The 22,082-nt window shown below is 37.0% G+C and carries 22 protein-coding genes; 5 read left to right on the forward strand and 17 right to left on the reverse strand.

The window, feature by feature from the left end; genetic code table 11:
• The first annotated feature begins 30 nt into the window (after positions 1-30).
• Positions 31-1,344, forward strand: coding sequence for a tRNA lysidine(34) synthetase TilS (gene tilS, locus FNW07_RS10000; protein WP_126744929.1), 1,314 nt, complete (start codon positions 31-33; stop codon positions 1,342-1,344).
• Entirely contained in the window at positions 1,341-3,425 is a 2,085-nt protein-coding gene (locus FNW07_RS10005) for a cytochrome c biogenesis protein CcdA (RefSeq protein ID WP_126744930.1), read from the forward strand. The genes tilS and FNW07_RS10005 overlap by 4 nt, the downstream gene beginning before the upstream one ends.
• A 73-nt stretch (positions 3,426-3,498) precedes the next feature.
• On the opposite strand, the gene FNW07_RS10010 is transcribed toward FNW07_RS10005, so the two are convergent.
• The 7 genes from FNW07_RS10010 to FNW07_RS10040 form a co-directional block, all read right to left on the reverse strand.
• On the reverse strand, positions 3,499-3,906 hold the full coding sequence (locus FNW07_RS10010; protein ID WP_126744931.1) for a cytochrome C: 408 nt from the start codon (positions 3,904-3,906) through the stop codon (positions 3,499-3,501).
• Positions 3,907-3,912: 6 nt separating this feature from the next.
• The gene (locus tag FNW07_RS10015; protein ID WP_126744932.1) at positions 3,913-4,167 is read right to left on the reverse strand and encodes a hypothetical protein; all 255 of its coding nucleotides are present in this window, start codon (positions 4,165-4,167) and stop codon (positions 3,913-3,915) included.
• A gap of 18 nt (positions 4,168-4,185) precedes the next feature.
• The gene (locus FNW07_RS10020) at positions 4,186-5,199 is read right to left on the reverse strand and encodes a cytochrome c (protein ID WP_126744933.1); all 1,014 of its coding nucleotides are present in this window, start codon (positions 5,197-5,199) and stop codon (positions 4,186-4,188) included.
• Between the two features lie 5 nt (positions 5,200-5,204).
• Positions 5,205-7,334, reverse strand: a complete 2,130-nt coding sequence (locus FNW07_RS10025) for a cbb3-type cytochrome c oxidase subunit I (RefSeq protein ID WP_255512747.1) — start codon at positions 7,332-7,334, stop codon at positions 5,205-5,207.
• A gap of 130 nt (positions 7,335-7,464) precedes the next feature.
• A complete protein-coding gene (locus tag FNW07_RS10030) occupies positions 7,465-7,899 on the reverse strand; it encodes an Rrf2 family transcriptional regulator (protein WP_126744934.1) in 435 nt (144 codons plus the stop codon).
• A 131-nt stretch (positions 7,900-8,030) separates the two neighbouring features.
• A complete protein-coding gene (locus FNW07_RS10035) occupies positions 8,031-8,408 on the reverse strand; it encodes a PH domain-containing protein (RefSeq protein ID WP_126744935.1) in 378 nt (125 codons plus the stop codon).
• A gap of 81 nt (positions 8,409-8,489) precedes the next feature.
• Positions 8,490-8,981: a hypothetical protein gene (locus FNW07_RS10040; protein ID WP_144265624.1), complete on the reverse strand. Its 492-nt coding sequence runs from the start codon at positions 8,979-8,981 to the stop codon at positions 8,490-8,492.
• A gap of 116 nt (positions 8,982-9,097) precedes the next feature.
• Here FNW07_RS10040 and FNW07_RS10045 point away from each other — a divergent pair, with 116 nt between their 5' ends.
• Positions 9,098-10,633, forward strand: a complete 1,536-nt coding sequence (locus tag FNW07_RS10045; RefSeq protein ID WP_126744937.1) for a YifB family Mg chelatase-like AAA ATPase — start codon at positions 9,098-9,100, stop codon at positions 10,631-10,633.
• A 160-nt stretch (positions 10,634-10,793) separates the two neighbouring features.
• Here the strand turns inward: FNW07_RS10045 and FNW07_RS10050 are convergent, their stop codons facing one another.
• Together FNW07_RS10050 and FNW07_RS10055 are read right to left on the reverse strand one after the other, a co-directional pair.
• Positions 10,794-12,080, reverse strand: a complete 1,287-nt coding sequence (locus FNW07_RS10050; protein WP_126744938.1) for a DEAD/DEAH box helicase — start codon at positions 12,078-12,080, stop codon at positions 10,794-10,796.
• 158 nt (positions 12,081-12,238) lie between these two features.
• Entirely contained in the window at positions 12,239-12,670 is a 432-nt protein-coding gene (locus FNW07_RS10055; RefSeq protein ID WP_255512748.1) for a hypothetical protein, read from the reverse strand.
• A 233-nt stretch (positions 12,671-12,903) separates the two neighbouring features.
• Here FNW07_RS10055 and FNW07_RS10060 point away from each other — a divergent pair, with 233 nt between their 5' ends.
• Positions 12,904-13,092, forward strand: a complete 189-nt coding sequence (locus FNW07_RS10060) for a hypothetical protein (protein WP_126744940.1) — start codon at positions 12,904-12,906, stop codon at positions 13,090-13,092.
• A gap of 30 nt (positions 13,093-13,122) precedes the next feature.
• Here FNW07_RS10060 and FNW07_RS10065 read toward each other — a convergent pair whose 3' ends face one another.
• The 4 genes from FNW07_RS10065 to FNW07_RS10080 all read right to left on the reverse strand — a co-directional run bounded on the left by FNW07_RS10065 (position 13,123) and on the right by FNW07_RS10080 (position 17,044).
• Positions 13,123-13,887, reverse strand: a complete 765-nt coding sequence (locus tag FNW07_RS10065) for a hypothetical protein (RefSeq protein ID WP_126744941.1) — start codon at positions 13,885-13,887, stop codon at positions 13,123-13,125.
• Between the two features lie 145 nt (positions 13,888-14,032).
• Entirely contained in the window at positions 14,033-15,247 is a 1,215-nt protein-coding gene (locus FNW07_RS10070) for an AbiH family protein (RefSeq protein ID WP_126744942.1), read from the reverse strand.
• A gap of 33 nt (positions 15,248-15,280) precedes the next feature.
• Positions 15,281-15,961: a hypothetical protein gene (locus FNW07_RS10075; RefSeq protein WP_126744943.1), complete on the reverse strand. Its 681-nt coding sequence runs from the start codon at positions 15,959-15,961 to the stop codon at positions 15,281-15,283.
• 66 nt (positions 15,962-16,027) lie between these two features.
• Positions 16,028-17,044, reverse strand: coding sequence for a type I restriction enzyme HsdR N-terminal domain-containing protein (locus FNW07_RS10080; RefSeq protein ID WP_126744944.1), 1,017 nt, complete (start codon positions 17,042-17,044; stop codon positions 16,028-16,030).
• 432 nt (positions 17,045-17,476) lie between these two features.
• Here FNW07_RS10080 and FNW07_RS10085 point away from each other — a divergent pair, with 432 nt between their 5' ends.
• A complete protein-coding gene (locus FNW07_RS10085) occupies positions 17,477-18,130 on the forward strand; it encodes an NAD(P)-binding protein (protein ID WP_126744945.1) in 654 nt (217 codons plus the stop codon).
• A gap of 180 nt (positions 18,131-18,310) precedes the next feature.
• Here FNW07_RS10085 and FNW07_RS10090 read toward each other — a convergent pair whose 3' ends face one another.
• From FNW07_RS10090 to FNW07_RS10105, 4 genes are all read right to left on the reverse strand, one after another.
• The gene (locus FNW07_RS10090) at positions 18,311-19,411 is read right to left on the reverse strand and encodes an ABC transporter ATP-binding protein (protein WP_126744946.1); all 1,101 of its coding nucleotides are present in this window, start codon (positions 19,409-19,411) and stop codon (positions 18,311-18,313) included.
• Positions 19,412-19,692: 281 nt separating this feature from the next.
• Complete coding sequence (locus FNW07_RS10095; protein ID WP_255512749.1) at positions 19,693-20,163, reverse strand: RidA family protein; 471 nt, start codon at positions 20,161-20,163, stop codon at positions 19,693-19,695.
• A 149-nt stretch (positions 20,164-20,312) separates the two neighbouring features.
• Entirely contained in the window at positions 20,313-21,542 is a 1,230-nt protein-coding gene (locus FNW07_RS10100; RefSeq protein WP_126744948.1) for an alpha/beta hydrolase-fold protein, read from the reverse strand.
• A gap of 120 nt (positions 21,543-21,662) precedes the next feature.
• Positions 21,663-22,079: a hypothetical protein gene (locus FNW07_RS10105; RefSeq protein WP_126744949.1), complete on the reverse strand. Its 417-nt coding sequence runs from the start codon at positions 22,077-22,079 to the stop codon at positions 21,663-21,665.
• Positions 22,080-22,082: the final 3 nt, after the last annotated feature.

The following is a 22,082-nucleotide window of genomic DNA, read 5'->3' on the forward strand; positions in this document are numbered from 1 at the left end:
TTATGTCCGCTAAAATTCTTACTTTTGATTATGTTACAAAAACTTCAAAATCATCTCCACGCTAATCTTCCATTTCTTGTTGGAAAAAAACTTCTTTTAGCGACCAGCGGAGGATTAGACAGTATGGTAATGGCCGATTTGTTCCATCAATTGGATTATGAAATTGCGCTGGCACATTGTAATTTTCAATTGCGTGGAGTAGAAAGTTTTGAAGACCAGAATTTTGTACAGGACTATGCCACTCAAAATGAAATTCGATTATTCGTAACCCAATTTGATACCGAGGCTTTCGCCAAAGATTATAAACTTTCCACGCAAGTGGCTGCCCGGGAGTTGCGTTACAACTGGTTTTATGAGCTTTTGGAAACCGAAAAATACGATTACATCCTGACGGCCCATCATGCGGACGACAGTCTGGAAACTTTCCTCATCAATTTATCACGTGGTACGGGTCTGGAAGGACTTGATGGAATTCCGATGAAGAACAGTCAGGTCATTCGTCCGTTTTTAGCCTTTAGCAGGAGCGAAATTTTGGATTATGCAGTCTCGCATGAAATTCAATGGCGGGAGGACAGCAGCAATGCCTCAGACAAATACTTACGCAACAAGATTCGCCATGATGTTGTGCCGGTACTCAAAGAAATAAATCCAGACTTTCTAGCCGCTTTTCAAAAGACACAAACCTATTTGCAGGAAGCCACAAAAATGGTGGAAGATGCTGCTATTATGGTTTATCACCAAGTGGCTAAAGATGAAGGCGATGCTATTCATTTCGATTTGAAGCAATTGATGCGATTGCCAAACTATAGGTCGTATTTGTATCAATGGCTCAATGAATTCGGTTTTACTTCTTGGGGAGATATTTATGATCTTGTAGAGGCGCAATCAGGAAAACAGGTTTTTTCAGAAAGTTTCAGATTACTAAAGGACCGCGGCCTTTTAATAGTTGCGCCTCTTTCACATATTGACAGAGCAAAAGAATTTGTCATTGAGCAAAATCAAACAGAAGTTAATTTTCCTATAAAACTTGCTTTTCGGCAAGTGACGGATATTTCAGTGGAAGAAAATTCCGCTATCTTTGTGGACGAAGACCAACTGACATTTCCTTTGGTATTAAGACGATGGCAGGAAGGTGATTCGTTTTTTCCTTTGGGAATGGATGGTAAATCAAAAAAGGTGAGCAAACTTTTTAAAGACCTGAAATTAAGCCTTATTGAAAAGGAAAATAGCTGGCTTTTATGCTGTGCCAACCAAATTGTATGGGTGGTAGGAATACGTCAGGACGAACGTTTTAAAATAACTAACACAACTCAAAATAGATTACAAATCGCACTTATAAAATGAAATTCAATCCAACCCCAAAGTTAAACCAACCAAAATCACGAACTAATCAAACGGGCAAAAAGTTACTTTTTTTACTCCTGGCTTTCTTTGCATTTCTAAATGTATCCGCTCAAATCCTGAATCCGGTAAAATGGAAAACTTCTCTTGAAAAAATATCGGATAGTGAGGTACTGTTGATTTTTGATGCAACGATTGAGGCTGATTGGCATTTGTATTCACAATTTACACCTGGTGGGGGTGCACTTCCTACTGTTTTTGTTTATAATGGCGCGATTGCAAATTTTCATCTTATTGGGAAAACAAAAGAAAGTACCTATACAAAGGAATTTAATGATATTTTTGAAATTGACGAATATTTTTTTGCTAACAAGGCTAAATTCACCCAGTTGGTAAAAATTATCAATCCGAATTTGAATTCAATAAAAGTAAAAGTAGAATATCAGGTTTGTAAAGATGCGTGTATCCAACAGGAAAAAACATTTGAATTTAAAATACCTGCTCTTAATTTAGCAACAATTGCAAAAGGCGATGATGTTGCGGCACCAGATGCAAAAATTACCGCAGATACAATTACCCCACCAGAATTAAGTACTGCCGGGAATACATTCGTTACAGAGAAATCAACTCTTAAGCCAATGGAAAAGAAAGAAGAGAAAAAAGGGTTATTTACCATTTTTATCATTGCTTTTTTCTCGGGATTTGCTGCATTGTTAACTCCATGCGTATTTCCTATGATACCCATGACGGTAAGCTTTTTTACCAAACAAAGTAAAACCAAGGCAAAAGGAATTAAAAATGCCATTATTTATGGACTTTCCATTATCTTCATTTATGTAATATTGGGATTTTTGGTTACCTGGATTTTTGGTGCGGATGCATTGAATGCGCTTTCAACCAATGTTTGGTTTAATATAATTTTCTTTATTCTACTAGTGGTTTTTGCCGCATCTTTCTTAGGCGCATTCGAAATAATGTTACCTAACTCCTGGGCCAATAAAGTGGATCGCCAAGCAGACAGAGGTGGAATTATAGGAATTCTAGCAATGGCATTAGCGCTGGCCATTGTATCATTTTCATGCACAGGACCTATTGTCGGTACTTTGCTGGTTGAGGCAGCTTCTAAAGGAGGGATAGCACCTATTATTGGAATGTTCGGCTTCTCATTGGCTTTAGCTTTGCCGTTTATGCTGTTTGCGATGTTTCCGGGCTGGTTGAATTCATTGCCAAAATCTGGAGGCTGGCTCAATACCGTTAAAGTGTTTTTAGGATTTTTGGAATTAGCCTTGGCGTTTAAATTTTTATCCAATGCAGATTTAGTACTTCAATTGCATTTATTAGAAAGAGAAGTATTCTTAGCAATATGGATTGTTATTTTTGGAACTTTAGCTTTCTATTTATTTGGAAAAATTACGATGCCACATGACAGTCCGCTGATGCATATTTCTGTCGGAAGATTGTTCATGGGACTGATGATTATGTCTTTTACGATATATATGATCCCGGGCCTTTGGGGAGCGCCTTTAAAATTAATCAGCGCCTTTCCGCCTCCAAAAGAATACAGCGAAAGTCCTTTTGGAATCGATGGCTCCGAGGGAAATACGGTTGGTGTAACGTTACCTGACGGAGCAAAATTTGGACCACACGGTATAACGGTTTTCGATGATTATGATAAAGGATTGGCCTACGCCAAAAAAGTAAACAAACCAATTATGCTGGATTTTACAGGCCATGCCTGTGTAAATTGCCGCAAAATGGAAAATAATGTCTGGTCAGAAGATGAAATTTTGCCAATTTTAAAAAATGATGTGGTTCTAATTTCTTTATATGTCGATGATAAAAGGGAATTACCGAAAGCGGCTCAAGTTGTTTCCGCAACTTCAGGAGAACTTTTGGAAACCATTGGAGATAAATGGAGTGATTTCATGATTTCCAAATACAAAACCAATACGCAGCCGTTGTATGTCATTACTGATTTGGAAGGAAACAGTCTTAATGAAACTAAGCCAACGATAAGTTACACTCCGAATGTAACGGAGTACGAATTATGGCTCAAAACAGGAATTTCAAAATTTAAAAAATAAAAAAATCCCAACTTAATCGGTTGGGATTTTTGTTTTAATCTTCAAGTGGGTTTTCCTAAAAATCTATAGAAAACTAGATCCCTTTTATCATTTCCACTGTAAAATAATAAATGGCAAATCCGATAAATCCGATTATTATTGCCCAAAACCAAGCTGGTGTTGATTGCGGGGTTTCACTTCCTTCAATCAAAAATTCTTTTTGGTCCCCTTTTCCGTAAGCGTTGATCATTATCGGAATGATGCCATCCACGATATCATTTTCGGCGATACCCTCGATTGCAATTGATGGACCGTTCCGAACAATAAAAGGAATGATTCGGATACCTTCTTTGCCGTTAGGATCTTTGCTCACAATTTTCAGTACGTGATTGCCGTCGACTAATTTTGTGGTATCCAATTCGAAATTTATTGGAACCACAAATTCACCAAAAGGTTGTATCTCTTCATCTAAAAATATAAAAACAGAACTATTTTTTTTCATTTTGATTTATTTAAAGATTGAATATTTAATGTGACTCGGATTATTTTCATTAGGCTTCACCAGCCATTTTACAGAATAAATCAATGCAAATATTGCGATAACGATAGTGATACCAATACTTACATAATCCCAATTACTATCCGGTCCGGCGCCATGCAAAATGCCACGTAGAGCTTTGGGTTGGTTGCGTTCGCACACCGGACATGCAAACAATGTAATTTGAAAAGCGATTAGTGCCAGGAATGTTAGGATTTTTTTCATGGTTTTAGAATTTACTTCCTATTGATCAGCCGGAGCCTTAAGTTTTATAAAATCTATAATTTTCTTAATTTCTTCCGGTGTTACTTCTTTACCTTTGTTTCCCCATGAGTTTCGCTCGTAGTTAATAATAGCGGCAACATCGTATTCTGTGAAATTCATATTGGTTCCCACGGCAGCCATAACGCCATAATCGGCTCTTGCGTCGTAACCATTCATGATTATATCAACATAAAATTCCAAGTTATCTCCCGTAACAATTGGGCTTCCTTTGAGAGGAGGAAACGCACCTTTTAACCCTTCTCCATTAGCCTGATGGCATGCGGCACAATTGGTGGCGTAAAGTGCTTTTCCGTCTACTGATTTGGTACCCGTCTTGGAGTCAGCAACTTGAGGTGCCTCTTTTTTATATAAAAATTCTTGTGGAAGTGTTCCTTCCGGTAATGGCGTTTGTTTTAGTGATTGAATGTAGGCAACCAATTGTAACGCTTCTTTTTTGGCAACTAACTTCCCGGTTTTTCCTTCAAGAAATTCGGCTGGCATACTCACGACAACATCATCTTTTGACGGATTATCTTTCATTTCAAACATCCACTTGTATGAAGGCATAATCGATTGCGCCACGACGCTTCTCGGCTGATACAAGTGCATTAGATTCCAATCTTTGCTGGATTGACGGTTTCCAACATCGGTCAAATCGGGACCTGTTCGTTCGGTCCCCATAACCGTTGCCGTATTTTGCCAAATGCTGGTTCTGCCAATATTGGCATAATCCGCCGCCATTCCTGGGCGACTTCCAAACATTTTATCCATTTCCACATTACGAACCTGTTGGGAGTGACAACCCACACATCCCTCGGCAATATAAATTAGTTTACCTGCCCTGGCATCGCCCGAAAGCGGTTTGGTTCCCGGCAAAGGCATATTGGAATACTGATTCTGAAAAGCGGGCATAATTGCAGTCAAATACGTTAGCAAAGCAAATAAAAGCCCTGCTGTAATGTATAATCTTTTATGATTATTAAAAATGTTCATGGCTATTAGTTATTTGATTGTTCTAAAATTTTGAATGCTTCTTCTTTTACATCTAATTCTGCGACTTCTTTCGCAGTCATTCGGTAGAAATTATAAGCGAAAATTAAATGCGAAATAAACATTAAACTGCCCCCTATCGCACGCCAAACCCAAAAGTCAAACATAAGTACAACACTGTCGATAAAAGGTTTGCCTTCCATCCACATTAGGCCTCTCAAAGTGGCGCCAATAGATAGCGGTACTGAATAAAATAACAATCCGATGAATGCCAGCCAAAAATGGACACCTACTAAATGCTGTGGTGGTTCTTTGCCTGTAAGTCTTGGAACAACAACATAAATGCCACCCCAAAGTGTAAAAGTTATAATTCCGTAAAATCCTAAATGCGCGTGAGCCACTGTAAAATCGGTGAAATGCCAAAGTAAATTGGTAAATTTAAAAGCTTCAGCTGTGCCCTGCATGGAAACCAGGAAATAATATATAACGGCAAGCAAAAAGAAGGGTAAGGTATAACTCGAAGTTACTTTATTCCAATTTCCTCTGAAAGTCATCGAAAAATTAATTGTTCCCGCGACTACAGGAATAATCATTCCTGCACTACCAACAATTGCAACCGTTTGTAACCACCATGGAATAGGCGCAAAAATAAAATGATGCGTTCCAATTATGGTATAGAAAATAATTTGAGTCCAAAATGCTAAAATCCCTAAACTATAAGCATAAATCGGTTTGTTGATTTGTTGTGGAATAAAATAATACAACAATCCTAAAGTATAAAGGGTGAACCACATTCCGACGCCGGAGTGCATAAAATACCCCTGCACAATGGTTTCTGAAACTCCGTCCTGCCAAAATGGTAAATATGCCGTTAACGCGACAATTATGGTGAAAATAATGGAAGAAACAATGTACCAATTAGAGATGTAAATTTCCTTGGTCGTTCGGTTCGCTACCGTCATAATAAAATTGGCTAAAGTCAGGATTAGTGCCGCAGCGAAAAATGCCATGACCGGCCAAATGTATTCCCGGAATTCGCCTCCACCATTATTGATTCCGCTCATCAGGCAAATTGTGCCCAGAATGACCATCAAATTGGTCAACACTAAAGCAATCCAGCCCCATTTGATGCTGTAAATTTTCGCATTGCTGACGATGGGCACCACATAGTAACCCAAACCTATCATGCCTAAGGAAGCCCAGCCCCAAAAAACGATGTTGGTATGCACGGGACGCAATCTTCCGAAACTTAGCCAACTGGTATGGTCGATATCCGGAGCTACAAATTTTATCCCTAAATATTCTCCAATTCCTGTTCCGAGAACCAACCAAAAAGTGGCACAACCAAAATACCAAATGATTAGTTTGGCAATATTAGGCTCAAGACTTGGTTTTTGAACAGCTTTCTTTTTCAAAGAAACGAAATGCGTTTCATGTTTTTCACGGATATTGTTTAGGATCCCAATCTTGTCTTGCGCTTGTACTGTTCCGGAAAGCTCACTATTGGATAAATTATAATCCAATGCACTTTCTCTTTTTAATAAATTTTCTTCTAATTCTTCACTATCTAAGGCTGCAATGTGTGCCGCAAAGTTTCGCGCTTCATCCTTTTTTTCCTTATTAATATACGTTTTGAGAACATTGTTCGCTTTTATCAATGCAAAAATAACGGCTAGTAATATTGGAATCATAACGATAATTATCGTTATTATAATACCAGGCTGGCTGAAAAAATTCTCTTTTGGATTACTGGGATTTTGTGCAAAAAGGCACTGAGAAAAAAATAAAAATGCAATTGTTTTTAGGGTTTTCGAATTGATGTCTTTCAACTTATTGTCGTTTTTATAGTTTATTAATTTCCGAATTTGATTTTTACTTAAATTTTTGAGATAATCAGAAAAATGTTCTTCCGTTTTTAATCCTTTCCACTCATTATTTTCGGTAAACTGGTCCTTGAACCTTAAGTATAAGACACCAATGAAAACAAAAGCTGGCACAGTAATTAGAATTAGCAATAACCACAATCCCAAAGAATTACCCGGGTCAGGAATCATATTATCCGGGTTTTGGGCAAAAACTGATTTTGTTATCCCAACCGTCAATATAAAAGCGAGAATTAATTTTGTGCCTAATTTCATATTATTGATTGTTATTTTAGGTTTAAATGTTTTTTTATTAACTAGCTATCTACTATAAAAGTAATTAAAAATTTGTTAGTACGAAAATGTATATTAAGACCTTTTTATCTTTTATTATTTTAAAAAAAAGCTATTTGTTTTTAAGGAAAAAACTATTAGTATCCAGTTTTTCTTTAAAATCTGCAATAGTGTTGGTTTCCAACATCAGGATTAAATTCTTCTTGATTTCTTTATATTCAAAATGTACCGGACACGGTTTTTTTTCTGAACAAGCTTTTAAACCAATCACGCAATCTTTGTAAATTCCATCACCATCAATGGCTTTTACAATATCTGCAATAGAACTTTTCAGATTTAATTTATCAATATAAAAGCCACCGTTTGGTCCTTTAACCGAATTAATCAATTTCCTTTTTCCTAAATCCTGTAATATTTTAGCAATAAAAGATTCGGGAGCGTCAATTCCCTCAGCAATTTGTTTTATGCTAACTCTCACTTCATCTTTCGATTTCTGAGCGACAAATATCATTGCCTTGATTGCATACTCGCACGATTTTGAAAACATCTTCTTCTTAATTGTTGCAGCAAAGGTAAAAATTAAATTTAATAATAAAAGAGTTTTAGGTCTTTTTTTATTTGATTTAAATTGAAAATAGCCAAAATAAGAAAGCCGCTATAATAGCGGCTCTTACAAACTTATTTCAAAATATGCTGGCTTAAGATTTTGTATACTTCATTGATATTGTCGCCACCTTTCCCAAATTGTTTTCTGATAGGCTGTGGCTCGCCTTTAATCCAAATTTTTAATTCGGCGTCCAAATCTAAAATTCCTGCGCTTTCTTTTGAGAACTTAATCACATTCGTATACGGAATAGACAGATAATCCACTTTGCTTCCCACCAACTGCTTTTCTACTAAAATTAATCTTTTGTTAGTGAAGATAAACATGTCCTTTATTAGTTTATAGGCTTTTTCGATGATTTCGCCATCCACTAATATCGGTTCAAATTCTTTTGAAACAATTTCAATACTTACTTCTGATGCATTGCCTAAAATGGCATTAAATATTCCCATGGCTTTCGTTTTAATTGTTACATCAAAGGAAATCAATATTAGGAAGTTTTACAAGCCAATTAAGTAATAAAATTTTCAGCCTTAATCAATATGTGGATTGAATACAGTGTAGTTTGATGAACCATATTCGATATCAATACTGCCATCCGTTATTTCCACAGATTCACCAGTATTGCCTACCGATAAATATCCGTGAAAACTTCCCACAACACTGTTAGCATCACTTACTGAGAAGTCACATACCAGTCGTCCTATTTGTGAATACAGGACCTGGCCAGAAGCTTGGGTTAATTCTAATGAAAAAGTGTTGAAGTCAAGATAAGGTTCACGTCTTCCTAAACGAAAAGTTTCGTTATGAACGGAATTGTTTGTAACGCTGCTACCACTAATATTATAGAAGGGAGATGAAAGAGGGTCAAACATATCCGCTTCGTTTTTTACGATTGTAATATTTTTATAATCGTGAAGTACACCATCAATCTTAAATGAAAGGGAAGCATGGCCCGCATTATCATCATTTGAACAACTTACCGACACCAACAGTAAACAAAGAGCGTATACTACTTTTTTCATTTGTAAATTTTTGTCAAAAGTAGTAATTAATCGTGATGGCATCCGGAAGACATCAAATATAAATTTCGTTTTGTAAGTAAAATCGCCTAAGTTTACATCCTTAAAATATATACGCCATGTTAATAAAAGTTTTTGGAAGCGCCGTTTTTGGTGTCGAAGCCACGACGATCACCATAGAAGTCAATATGGATAAAGGAATCGGGTATCATTTGGTGGGATTACCCGATAATGCCATCAAAGAAAGTAGTTACCGGATTGCTGCCGCCTTAAAGAACAACGGTTATGCGATGCCCGGTAAAAAAATCACCATCAATATGGCGCCAGCCGATTTACGGAAAGAAGGCTCAGCCTATGATTTGCCGTTGGCTATTGGGATTCTCGTCGCGTCTGCACAGATAAAATCCGGGGAGGTGAATAAGTACATTATCATGGGAGAGCTTTCTTTGGACGGAAGCCTGCAACCGATACGGGGCGCTTTGCCTATTGCGATAAAAGCAAAGGAAGAAGGATTCAAAGGGTTCTTTTTGCCAAAACAGAATGTCAATGAAGCGGCGATCGTCAGCGGATTGGATGTATATGGTCTGGAGAATTTACAGCAGATCATTGATTTCTTTGAAGGAAAAGGAATTTTGGAACCAACCATTATAGATACACGAGCCGAATTTCATAAGACGCTTAACTTTCCGGAGTTTGATTTCAGTGATGTGAGAGGGCAGGAGAGTATCAAGAGGTGCATGGAGATTGCCGCTGCGGGTGGTCATAACATTATTTTGATCGGTCCGCCGGGAGCGGGGAAGACAATGATTGCGAAACGACTGCCCAGTATATTGCCTCCGATGACTTTACGGGAGGCGTTAGAAACCACAAAGATTCACAGTGTTGCGGGTAAATTAAAGGAGGTAGGGTTGATGAACCAACGGCCGTTTAGGAGTCCGCATCATACGATTTCGAATGTGGCGCTTGTCGGGGGAGGAAGTTATCCGCAACCGGGAGAGATTTCGATGGCACATAATGGAGTCTTGTTTTTGGACGAACTGCCGGAGTTCAAAAGGGATGTGTTGGAAGTGATGCGTCAGCCGCTGGAGGATCGGGAGGTAACGATTTCGAGAGCGAAGTTTACGGTTACATATCCGTCGTCATTTATGTTGGTGGCCAGTATGAATCCGAGTCCGAGTGGGTTCTTTAATGATCCCGAAGCGCCACAAACTTCTTCGCCACATGAAATGCAACGGTATATGAGTAAGATTTCGGGGCCGTTGCTGGACCGGATAGATATACATATTGAAGTGACCCCGGTTCCATTTGAGAAATTATCGGATGACCGGAAAGCGGAAAGCAGTGTGGATATCCGAGCCAGAGTTACCAAAGCCAGGGAATTACAGTCGGCAAGGTTTGAAGCAATGGAGCACCTGCATTACAATGCGCAGATGAATTCGAAACATATCCGGGAGTTCTGTAAACTGGATGACCATTCGAAGGAATTATTGAAGACCGCGATGGAACGCCTGAATCTATCCGCACGAGCGTATGACCGAATCCTGAAAGTGTCGCGAACTATCGCTGATCTGGAAGGTTCGGAGAGCGTGGGGTCTTATCATATCGCGGAAGCGATACAGTACAGGAGTTTAGATCGGGATGGATGGTTGGGTTGATTTACCTGAAACCACTAAACGTGGTTTAATAGCCCCGATGGCAGTGACATCCTTTTTGTTCTGGGGTTCAGAACAAAAGATATAACGGACAGCGGGACTTATCTTCAAAAGAAACGGAATTATTCTGCTTCTAATAAATAAAATAACTTAGAGGATTGCCTTAGTATCTGGCAGGGCGTCTGTCACTATTCGGTTTCGGACGTCCGGAACCGGAGTTGTTGTTGGCGCTTCTGTTGGAAGTGGTGATTGGTTTCTTGGGAGCAGAATGGCGCTGCTGTCTTCCCTGTCCTTGTTTAATAGGTTCGGTTGATGCGTTTGGGTCCGGTTCAAAACCTTTAATGTTTTCTTTAGGTAATTTCAGGCCAACCAGTTTTTCGATATCGCGTAAGAACGTGGTTTCGTCCGGGCTGAATAACGAAATCGCTTCTCCGCTTGCTCCGGCTCTTCCTGTACGGCCGATTCGGTGGACGTAATCTTCGGGAATGTTGGGCAATTCGAAATTAATAACGTGCGGTAACAATGGGATATCCAGACCTCGCGCTGCAATATCTGTAGCGACTAAAGCCGTTACGCTCCCGTCTTTAAAACCGGCTAATGCTTTGGTTCGTGCACCCTGACCTTTATTGCCATGTATCGCTGATGCGATAATACCAGCACTGTTCATGCTTTCGGTTAGTTTATTGGCGCCCTGTTTGGTACGCGTAAACACCAAAATCTGTTTCCAGTTGCCTTCGGTAATCAGTTTGATTATCAGTTCTGTTTTTTTCTCTTTTGCAACAGGATATATCTTTTGAATAATAGCATCCACGGTTGTGTTTTCCGGGGTAGCTTCCACATGAACCGGATTGTGCAGAATGCCCATTGCCAATTTCTTAATTTCTTTGGAGAAGGTTGCGGAGAACATCAGGTTTTGTCTCTTTGCAGGCAATACTTTGATGATGCGGTCAATATCCCGTACAAAACCCATGTCGAGCATGCGGTCTGCTTCATCCAAAACGAAGATCTCCACTTTTGCAAGTGAGATTAAACCCTGATTCTGCAAATCGATCAATCGGCCGGGAGTGGCGACCAAGATGTCGACACCCTGACGCAATCTGGCGACTTGCGGATTTTGGTTCACCCCACCAAAAATAACGGTGCTTTGTATGTCCACGTATTCACTGTATTCCTTGATATTGGCCAATATCTGCGCTGCCAACTCCCGTGTTGGGGTTAGTATCAACGCACGAATAGGCCTGTGTCTTAAGTGTTGCCCCTGTAATAATTGTAATATCGGGAGGGTAAAACCAGCTGTTTTACCGGTTCCTGTTTGTGCCGATGCCAATACATCTTTGCCTTCTAAAACGGGTGGAATTGCTTTTTGCTGTATTGGGGAAGGGGTTGTGTATCCTTTTTTGCTGATGGCTTTTAATAAGGCATCAGATAAACCTAGTGAGTCGAATGTCATGAAATATGTTTATGAAGTATCTATTATTTTACTTCTTTGAGTGCGCGAAGATACGGCAATTTTTCCGATGTGCCTTGCTTGTGTGGTTTGTTCGAGGAGTTTAGCCGGTTTAGCCCGCTCCCGGTAAGTGGATTCTTATCCTAACTGGGAGACCTGTCTTACGGTTTATAGACATTAATCCAGTCCCTTGAATTGATGGCGGAGACTTTATTATCCTGATTTAAAGTTACGCGCAGTTCCTTGTTGGCAATCTTCTTTTCGTAGAGGGCCTTGTATCGGAAGATTCTAATATTTTCTGTTTTGTTGTGGATGACTTCGACCAGATCGAGGTCTTTGAAGGCGCCGTATTTCAAGCGGAACTTCAGGCAGGTTTTGGTCAGGCGGGTCTGTGTGGTGTTCTGGATTACTGAGGGCGTGGCCTCACTGGTGTTGAACGGTTTGAATTTGGAGGTGTTGCAGGTCATCAGGATCCTTGTTCCTAACTCATAGGTTTTCTCTTTTAAGGAATTGTCTATCTGGCTTGGCGCGAGTTTCACGATTGTTGGCTCTACGGGTTTTGCCGGGGCTTTCTTGGACTTACAGCCGACCATTATCAGGAGGCATAAAAGGAATATAACTTTCTTCATTTTTGTGGTGTTTGTATAGAAACGGGAATTTTGTTTTTAAAGTATTGAAAGATAGTGATTTTTGACGGGATAGGGTAGCGGTATCTGCACTTCGACAGGTTCAGTGTGACGGTTGGGTTATGATATTCTTTACGGCGAATTTGCAAATTTTCTTTTGGGTTGGGATATTTTTTACCGCAAATTCGCAAATTTTAGTTTTGGTAGGGATAAATATAAATAGGGGAGGGATAATTGTAATTGCGGGAGGGATAATTGCAAATGCGGGAGGCGTAACTGCAATTGCGGGAGATGTAACTGTAAATGCGGGAGGCATAATTGCAAATGCGGGAGGGACGACTGCAAATGCGGGAGGCGTAATTGTAAAAGCTTTTCTTGTACTTCGATAGGCTCCCTATGACAGTTGCGTTGTAATACCTCTATTTTTTAGCTTTCAGGAATTGTATTCCTTTTACCTGTTCAAAATACGGCGATGTTCCTCCATATATGGACTTGATGTACTTTTTTACTTCTGTGGCGGTATCGACCAATCCGGAATCGGGGGCGTATAATGTGGTGTCGCGTGCAATTCTTGCATTGTTGATTTTTGCATTCGCTGATGATACTGCCTTATTTTTAGCAATCAGGTCGGTGTGTTTTGCGACGAGTGCTGCGATTTTTAAGTCGGTTTCATTGGGTGCGTAACTGGGCTCGGATTGCATTGTGGCGATGAGTCCTGCGAAGTGCTGGATTTGCATGTCGTACGATTGCTGACTGGTAGATATTGTGGTGGATTCGGTATCGGTTGCCTGTGCCAACTTTCTGCGTGTTCTGGCGGTAGGACCCTGGATTTTTTTGTTATATGCTTTTGCGTCGGCTACTTTTGCGTCTGTTGCATCGGTAATGTCCAAGGCGTTGATTAATCGTGTTGCCAATGGTTTCAATGTTCTGAATGCGCTTACCCGTTCGTTGACCATGTTGTTGTAGGCGACGTTGATGTTGATTACATTGGCCAAGTGTGCGTTTGCATTTGTAACCAACGTATTGAGCTGTGCCAGTTTCAGGCTTGGTTTACTTGGGTTGTAAGTGGTTCCCAGTCCGGTTACGAAAGCGATCAGTTCCTGAAGATTGGCGACGTTTACGGCGTGGCCTTTTTCGCTTGTGCTTTTCTTTGGGGGGATTGGTGCTTCGGTAGTTGTGGACATGTAATGGTTTGGTTGGGTTTATGGCGGCGAATTTAGATAAAAAAAATCTTACAGGGAAGGTTGCTGTAAGATTTTGTTTCTTCTCTTTGAGGGCACGGATTACAAATCCGCGCTATCGTTGCGGAGACATATCCGCGCGATCGGGTTATATACTATACGTAGCTATACCAATGGGACGACTAGAGATATCTCGATTTAATTCATTTTGTAATTCTTTAGATTCAATATGTAGAAACTGAAGTACTTGGCTTCTCATCAAATCTTGAATATCTTTTTTACCTCTAACGTTCAAAATATTTAATAATAATACTGATTTTGCTTTTTCATTATGATAAATAATTATAATTTTTTTTGTTTTTGTCTTCAACTCATTAACAAAATCAAAAACCTCATTAAGATAATCCTCATCAGACTTGTCTAACGAATGACCCCAAAAAAAGAAAGAATAATTATTATTGACTTTAGTTTCAAATTCTTTGATAAAAATGTAATCTGTATTATTATTTAACTTTTGGAAATATTTAGTGAACGGTAAAAAATGCCTTTTTTCCAGTGATTCATTTTTAGGTATTTCGTTAATTCCTAACACTATTTTATTTTCTACAGAATTTATTTTTCCGTGTAGAAATTTTGTGATTTGTTTATTTCCATAAATTTTCTCAAATGTTGGAGTATAATTGAAAGTGTAATGTTTATTAATTTTTGAAAAAAATGGATAACTCTTTGATTTGGATTTTTCATAGAGTGGAATAACAAAAATCTCAAAATAGTAATTAAAGATTTTTTTAAAAACATATAATTCGGAAAGTAAATTCTTGGTTATTTTATCTAAATCGATATCAATAAAGTAGCCATATTTACTAATCAAAAATTTTGTGTTTAAAGTAATATTGCGATGGTTGTCCAAACTGATTATCTCAAACTTGCTTAACACTTCCATTATCTCGATATTATTTTTAAAGAGGTCGCTACCATAATAAATTTCATTTTCTAGAAGCGAACCTTTTGAAAATGCGCTATCTTTTATGAATTCTAGTGAGGCAAATAAATTCTTTAAGACATATTCAATTTTATTCTCAAAATCTATCCAAGTTTCAATCTCATATTCATTTTTGAAAAATCGAAACCATTGATTTTTGCCAATTAGATGTTTTAGACTTTCAATATTTTTAGTGTCAAATTCGAAAGAGTTAAATTTAGAAACTATTGATTCATGATTAGCACTTTTTGAATAGACTGTTTCAAAATCGAAAGAGTGGTGTCCATCTACAAATGATAAAATTTTAATGAAATCGTTATAAGATGTCGGTAAACCTATATTAAGATCGAATCCGTTTCCTGTGATTAGAATTTTAGGCATAATGTTAAATTAAATGTCTACTTTAAGACGTAATTATTGAACCTTTAAAATTTTGCGCCCCTTTTTTATGAATTCATCATATTTTATAGCAATTGATTGAGCACGGCTGTGGATACCATCTACTGCATTATTGAATCTTTCTGGTTGTTCCATTTCCCATTCCGATGGTACACTTAATCTTAGACCTCCTTCACTAAAAATATTTGGAAGCAAGAAAGAATTAAAGTCTTTTATATAAATTAATAATTCTTCTTTTAAAGATTCTAATTTTGGGTTAAAAAAATCTAAATCTGGCCTTTCCATTTCAACCTCAATTAAATCGAATGGATGCAAAAGTTCATCTCTGAAACTATACCCAGCAAAATTGTTTGTCCGTAACCAATGGATGTTTTGAATGGTTAACATGTTATTACGGATTTTATTGAATAAGGCCGTATCAAGTTCTAATGTTTTTTCATCATATATAAATTCAATAATATTAATTTTTTTTATTTTCTTTACAAAAGTAAAGATGGTTATTGAAGTAATTATTACAATAGCAATAATCCATAAGCTAACTTTAAAATTCCAAAATGTAATTACACTTGTTTTAAAATCTTTACCCGTAGCTAACCCATCAATAGCATTATAGATTAAAATCAATAAACTTATTATTCCTGCTGAAATAACTTTACTCCACACTGGGTCTTTCCAAATCTCTTTTAGTTTTTTCATGTTATATTTTACCTAACTTCCAGTGGCTTGCCTCAATGGCGCAACTGAACAAAGCCATCAGATATATTATTCTACCAAGGAAAGTGTACGGTTTGTTAATTCGTTTTTATGTTTCAACAGATCATCAATGTGATCTAAGTGATATTCATTATTCTCAATATGCATCTTCAATTTGGAATCGGTGAATATTAATTTGCAGATTACCTTTTTTGAATTGTCATCGATACTGATATTGAAAAAGCTTTTATAATCCTTAAACACAATTCTGTCTTTAGGAATCTTTTTATTTTGAATCAGTAACGTTCTAATGGTGTGGTATGCCTGGATTTCAAATTCGGTTGTCACGACACCTTGTGAATTGGATTTTGATTCTTCCAACACTTTTCTGTCATATATGTTTTTCAGTAAAGCTGAATTAACCAATGAAATCATTTTAAGTTGAGTTTCATCGGTAAACTTTGTTTTAAAAAGCATATTTCTATGAACAATTTTCAACAGGTCTTTTGAAGGGGCTTTTAATTCTTTGTATAAGGTGTCTTCAAAGCTTTCTACGAAAGCCGCTTCCTGTGCGGAGGTAACAATTTCCTTAACCTTAATAAATCGCTTATCAAACTTTATCAAAGTTTCAATATCTTTCTCATTGTAGTTACTCAAATTAAAAATGAAGAACGGCTTAGGATCAATTACATTCGGTTCTAAAACATCGGAGTAAAAGCGGTATTCGATACCATTGGTAAGTACGGCTATCTTTGAATTTTTGGTGTTGTTAAAATAGCCATTCAATTGTCCGGCTTCTTTATCTGTCAGACGGCTGGAATGTTTTTTGGCTTCAATCAGAATTGTATCTTTTTTATTCAATACGATTGCGTAATCTATTTTATTACTTACTCTATCACCAAAATCAGCATTGTATTCCGGAATCAAATCATTGGATACATAATTCAACATCATAAAGAAAGGTTCTATTAAAAACTTTCTGGTTTGAGCTTCATTGTTACTCAATTCGATTGCATCGTTTAATTTGAAGTTATCTAATGTTTTCTTTAATTGTCCTACAGCTTGTTTTGGTAATTGTGTACTCATAAGTAAATAGATTTTAATTGGTTGGATTCCAAATGTAAGAAAAATAATTACTTGTGGATTGAAAGTTTTCAGGATATTTTTAATACTTAGATTGCTTCGTCGTTCCTCCTCGCAATGACAGAGAGTGTGATGTATGGCTTTTCTAAAAATGTAAAACTACAACTTTTTGGGCTGTAGTTTATTATTGTATTTTGCACGGATTACTTCGTCAATTCGGCTAAAGCCTCCGGTGCAAATCCGCGCTATCGGGATTACCATTTTCACCTTCTCTTTTCGGGTTTAAAGTCAGGAGACTTTGCGCAGCGGGCTACTTTAAACTGTTTTTTTTTATCGTTAAACGATTATTTTCTTTTTTTAAACAATATCATTTTCAGAAGTTATAATTTTAGGAAACACACAAAAATGCAATTGTAAAACACTAAATAGAGAATCATGAATAAATTCGACATTATTATAGTAGGGGCGGGGATATCAGGATGTGTATTGGCGCAACATTATGCCTCCATTAAAAAGAAAGTACTGGTTATTGAAAAGCGTGACCACATTGCCGGAAACAGTTATGATTATATTGATAAAAACGGAAGTTTGGTTTTTAAATACAATTGCCCGTTGTTTCATAAGACAGAAAATGAGGTCTGGGAATATGTTACCCAATTTTCGGAATGGCGACAGGATTCCGTAACAAAAGAAAAGACCGATACATTGGAGTGTACCGCCTTACCAATTTCCGGATATACCCAAATGCTCCAAAAAATGCTTGATTATCCCTATATCGAGGTTATGCTGAATACGGATTATTTCGATATCGGCCATGACATTACCTTTGAAAAGTTATTTTTTACGGGAGCCTCGGACCAATATTCTGAAAATCTTATTGATTCCTATTTTGCGGAAAATCCCAATGATTATTCCAGAACTGTAAATTATCCATATCCAGAAATGATTGCTAATGTTTATTTCACAGGAGGAACACTTGCCAATTATAAGTACCTGCCAATAGAAGTAGCTCTTAAAAATGCCATAGTGCTATTTAACAATCTGGAGAGAATGAATATTGCTAAACAGAATGCCTTTAAGAATTTATAGTTTAATAAAAACCACTCGATTGAGTGTTTTTTATTCTTGTAAGAAGTATAGACGGATTAGTACGGCAGTTCGCTTCGCTCGTGTGAACTCCGCGCCAGCCGTTGCGCTGACCTATCCGAGGAATCGGTTTACTTAGTCAGTTCGCTTTGCTCGTGTAGAAATCCGCTGTTATGGGCAGTTTTATTGTTCCGGATTCATTTTCTTCAATTCCATTTGGATAGTGTCTTTATAGAAAATCATTTTCCAATGCATTGATTTATCTTTAAAATCGTTAATCTGAACAGGAATTGTATCTGGTTTTTCAGGATTTTTTTCTTTATTATCGTACTTATACTTCATAAGTATTGATAGACTATCTACATACATATAGGGATTTGGACAGTAATATATTTTTCCGCGTTCTTCAATATAGATTGTTTTCCACGCTAAACTATCCTTTGTCCATTCATTTTCAGCAATCAATTTTCCATTACGAGTCATAGATTCGACTTTCCATTTTCCAAAATATTTTTTTGAAAGATGAACGTCATAATTATAATAGATAACAAATAAGAAAGGAATTATAATACACAATATACGAGCAATTGAACGTGTACTATTATTACCAATAGAAGGTAGTGTGTTTTTATATTGATTAAAGATATTTATGATCTCCAATTTTCGTTGCAGTAATAAGTATACTAAGCCTGATGTAATTAAAACAGATGTAAATAATGTAACTGGCCCAATGCTGTAAAAGACATTAATTAAAACGATGTTCACTATTACAGGTAAAAGTATTGCAACACCTAATAAAACAGTACGCTTGAATAACAAAAGAAAACTTCCAATTATTTGAAATAATGCCAAAATTACAGCAAGACTATAAGAAAATGCATAATATTTCCAAGTTAGTTCCTGACCATTTAATGCACTTATTAGCGAATCATTTATATGGTATGAGGTATTAAAATTGACTTCGAATATTTTTTGAAATCCAAAATCAAAAAGAAGAAATGCAATCCAATAACGTAACAAAGTTTGAAGCCAAGAAATATATTTTATTGAATTAAAAGTTCCTTTTTTCTCTTTATTGTGCCAATAAATAGAAAATCCAATTGAGAATAGTATTGCCAATCCTAAAGTCAAAAATCCTGTAGGAAGTACAAACTGTGAAAGTTTATAAGGTAAAAGGGGTAAGATTATAAAAAGAGCAGTATTTATAGCACCAACTATTGCTAAAAAGCTTAAAGTAAATTTTGGAAACCATTTGGTATTATTTTGCGTTTCAGTTGAATTCATAGTATTATTTTAATTAATATTTTTCGGTTTCAGTTTGGGCAAAATGACGACTAACTTGGGATAGCGCCAAATATATACAACTTATAGTACAAAGGAGTATTTATATGGTTATTTTCTTATAACAATAGATGAAATGCCACGTCGTTCCTCCTCGCAATGACAGAACGTTAGATGTACGGCGTTTATAAAAACAAAAACTACAACTTTGATGGTTGTAGTTTTATGCGATTATTTAATAACCGTAATTTCTTTTAATGTTTCCCTTTCGGAGAACCGATCCGCTATTTTGACTTATGCGCTTCCATATCTATCTCAATCAACTGTCCCTCTATTGCAAGACCCTTTACTTCAAGCCAAGTTCCTGTTGGATATTGTTTTTTGTAGATTGAGTTACGAAATCCCGACACGCTAATAAAGTCTTTCATATTGGTCGTGTAAACGTTTTCGACAACAACATCGTCAAAAGTGTAGCCGTAATGTTTTAGAATTTTTTCTAAGTCACTGTAGCAATTTTTCATTTGTTGCTCCATATTTCCCGGTGCTACGAGAACTCCATTGTTGTCCATACTAACGGCTCCTGATATTTTGAGGTCATCGCCAATTCTTACTGCGTGACTGTAACCAAAAGATTTTTCCAACTCCGGACGTAATAAAAAGTATTCCGGTGTTTCGGTTTTTACTGTGGTTTCTTTGACTACTTTGGTTTCCTGATTACAGCTTTGGAAAGTGACAGCTAAAAGAAAAATTGCCATCAATATAGTCATTTTGCGTGATGCTTTGTAATTGTTCATTTTCTTGATTTGTTTTTTGATGCTTGCTCCGGTCGGTTTAGCTGAATGAAAAGTTACTAAGCCTCACAAATATAAATTAATGTTTGGTTGTTGGAGGTTTTAATAAAGATTCACCGAACTAAGCCAATTTGCAGTTTCTCTAGTTTCTTTCTGGTTTCAGATACTTCCTTCAGCGATAATGCCTTTTCAAAGGATTCTATTGCCTTTTTCCGATCATTCTTATCCATATAATAATCTCCCATTGAATCAAAGGCATTTGCACTTGCGGGGTAATTATCAATATTCATTTTAAAAAAGCCATATGCTTTGTCATACCGTTTGCCTGACAGATTGTTATATCCTAAAAAATTGATGGTGCTTTGTGGGGGTAACACTGTATACCCTAACATTTCAGAAATATTTCGATAATGATTTTGAATATATCCGGCATTAATTGAGCTATCGTCCAGATCTTTCGGTAATTCATACTCTTTAAAGAAGTAACGCAATGCGTCATATTCGGCAATAAGTGGTATAGATAGATGGTTGTCATCAGCATAGTACTTCCATTTCCAGTCCAGCTTATTTTTATTTTTTTTGAGTAATTCACGGAATTCAAGATTATCCCTCACATGTAAATTGCTATTTGCCGTATCCTTTACGACTCTCATCGTATCCATTTCCTTATTCATAGTATTTGCTGACGCAAAGAATAGTTTCTTCCCTAAATACTCTTTTTGTTTCAAAACAACCGCAGCTTGTTTCATAAGAGATTTATTATCCCACCAGATACTCGGGTCAATTGCTACATATGAATTGAATAATTCAGGATTCTTGATAAGCGCATTTACCACCGTCAAACCTCCCAAAGAATGACCGACAAACATGCGATACGGTTCTGTTTTGTAGTGAGAATCAATGTAAGGTATTAATTCTTTTTCGACAAATGAGAGAAACTTTTCGCCTCCTCCGGAATTTTTAAAATGTGCTGCGTCCTGCTCCCCATTCGACCATGAAGTGCTATGGGTAGGAGTCAAATCCCTAACGCGATCTGTATTTACTATAGCTACAACTATCATTTCAGGCATCTTACTAATAGCACTTAAATATTGAACCATACCTGTTACAGAATGAAAAAAAGAATAGCCGTCTAATAGGTAGAGAACCGGATAACGAGTTTTATCGTTACTGTTGCGGGTACTTGAATTTGGAACATAAATCAACACTTCCCTTTCCTCATTTAATATGTCAGAATGTATAGTGTTTATTGTTCCAATAGTAATCTTGTTATCTATTTGGTTGGATGTCTGCCCAAAACTAAATACGTGAACAAAAAGAAGGACGTAAAAAATGTATCTCATAATTTATATGGTACAGCAATGACATAATTGTCGCTGAATCGCTACAAATATAAAATAAACTTCGGGTTATAAGAAAAAAAAAGGGTATCTAAATGATACCCTTTTATTATTTAAATTATATTATTCAGAGACATCATCTTTATTGACATCTCTATTTTCTGTTTTCATTTTCCCCTGGTCACCTTGGTATCTGCTTTGATCTTGTTGAAAATTTCCTTGTGGATTTTGGTCTGGTACACCGGGTTTATATTGTTGTCCCTGATATTGACCCTCTTGACCCAGGATTTTTCCTCCCACTCCTTTTTGACCATGGCCACCTTGTGGATTTTGGTCTGGCAGACCTGGTTTACGCTCTTTATCAGTACTTACTTGTTTTTGGCCTTCCTGCCACTTGGCGCGTTCTCCGGTTTGACCTGGACCTGTTTGACCCTGATTTTGGTTCTGACTCTGACCTTGGTTTTGTACACCTCTTCCTTGTTGGTTCTGTTGACCTTGTGTACCTTGCCCTTTATCTTTATTATTATCTGTTGCGCTCATAAT

The sequence above is a fragment of the Flavobacterium sp. GT3R68 genome, assembly GCF_007109225.1.
GTDB lineage: Bacteria > Bacteroidota > Bacteroidia > Flavobacteriales > Flavobacteriaceae > Flavobacterium.

Bases quoted from the DNA above. Each gene is read 5' to 3' on its own strand.
- FNW07_RS10040 (WP_144265624.1), bottom strand. From the start codon at position 8,981: ATGAAAAAAGTAGTATACGCTCTTTGTTTACTGTTGGTGTCGGTAAGT.
- FNW07_RS10020 (WP_126744933.1), bottom strand. From the start codon at position 5,199: ATGAACATTTTTAATAATCATAAAAGATTATACATTACAGCAGGGCTT.
- FNW07_RS10080 (WP_126744944.1), bottom strand. From the start codon at position 17,044: ATGAGTACACAATTACCAAAACAAGCTGTAGGACAATTAAAGAAAACA.
- FNW07_RS10075 (WP_126744943.1), bottom strand. From the start codon at position 15,961: ATGAAAAAACTAAAAGAGATTTGGAAAGACCCAGTGTGGAGTAAAGTT.
- FNW07_RS10065 (WP_126744941.1), bottom strand. From the start codon at position 13,887: ATGTCCACAACTACCGAAGCACCAATCCCCCCAAAGAAAAGCACAAGC.
- tilS (WP_126744929.1), top strand. From the start codon at position 31: ATGTTACAAAAACTTCAAAATCATCTCCACGCTAATCTTCCATTTCTT.
- FNW07_RS10105 (WP_126744949.1), bottom strand. From the start codon at position 22,079: ATGAGCGCAACAGATAATAATAAAGATAAAGGGCAAGGTACACAAGGT.
- FNW07_RS10090 (WP_126744946.1), bottom strand. From the start codon at position 19,411: ATGAATTCAACTGAAACGCAAAATAATACCAAATGGTTTCCAAAATTT.
- FNW07_RS10035 (WP_126744935.1), bottom strand. From the start codon at position 8,408: ATGGGAATATTTAATGCCATTTTAGGCAATGCATCAGAAGTAAGTATT.
- FNW07_RS10085 (WP_126744945.1), top strand. From the start codon at position 17,477: ATGAATAAATTCGACATTATTATAGTAGGGGCGGGGATATCAGGATGT.
- FNW07_RS10010 (WP_126744931.1), bottom strand. From the start codon at position 3,906: ATGAAAAAAAATAGTTCTGTTTTTATATTTTTAGATGAAGAGATACAA.
- FNW07_RS10100 (WP_126744948.1), bottom strand. From the start codon at position 21,542: ATGAGATACATTTTTTACGTCCTTCTTTTTGTTCACGTATTTAGTTTT.
- FNW07_RS10030 (WP_126744934.1), bottom strand. From the start codon at position 7,899: ATGTTTTCAAAATCGTGCGAGTATGCAATCAAGGCAATGATATTTGTC.
- FNW07_RS10025 (WP_255512747.1), bottom strand. From the start codon at position 7,334: ATGAAATTAGGCACAAAATTAATTCTCGCTTTTATATTGACGGTTGGG.
- FNW07_RS10015 (WP_126744932.1), bottom strand. From the start codon at position 4,167: ATGAAAAAAATCCTAACATTCCTGGCACTAATCGCTTTTCAAATTACA.
- FNW07_RS10095 (WP_255512749.1), bottom strand. From the start codon at position 20,163: ATGGCAATTTTTCTTTTAGCTGTCACTTTCCAAAGCTGTAATCAGGAA.
- FNW07_RS10005 (WP_126744930.1), top strand. From the start codon at position 1,341: ATGAAATTCAATCCAACCCCAAAGTTAAACCAACCAAAATCACGAACT.
- FNW07_RS10050 (WP_126744938.1), bottom strand. From the start codon at position 12,080: ATGACATTCGACTCACTAGGTTTATCTGATGCCTTATTAAAAGCCATC.
- FNW07_RS10070 (WP_126744942.1), bottom strand. From the start codon at position 15,247: ATGCCTAAAATTCTAATCACAGGAAACGGATTCGATCTTAATATAGGT.
- FNW07_RS10045 (WP_126744937.1), top strand. From the start codon at position 9,098: ATGTTAATAAAAGTTTTTGGAAGCGCCGTTTTTGGTGTCGAAGCCACG.
- FNW07_RS10055 (WP_255512748.1), bottom strand. From the start codon at position 12,670: ATGGTCGGCTGTAAGTCCAAGAAAGCCCCGGCAAAACCCGTAGAGCCA.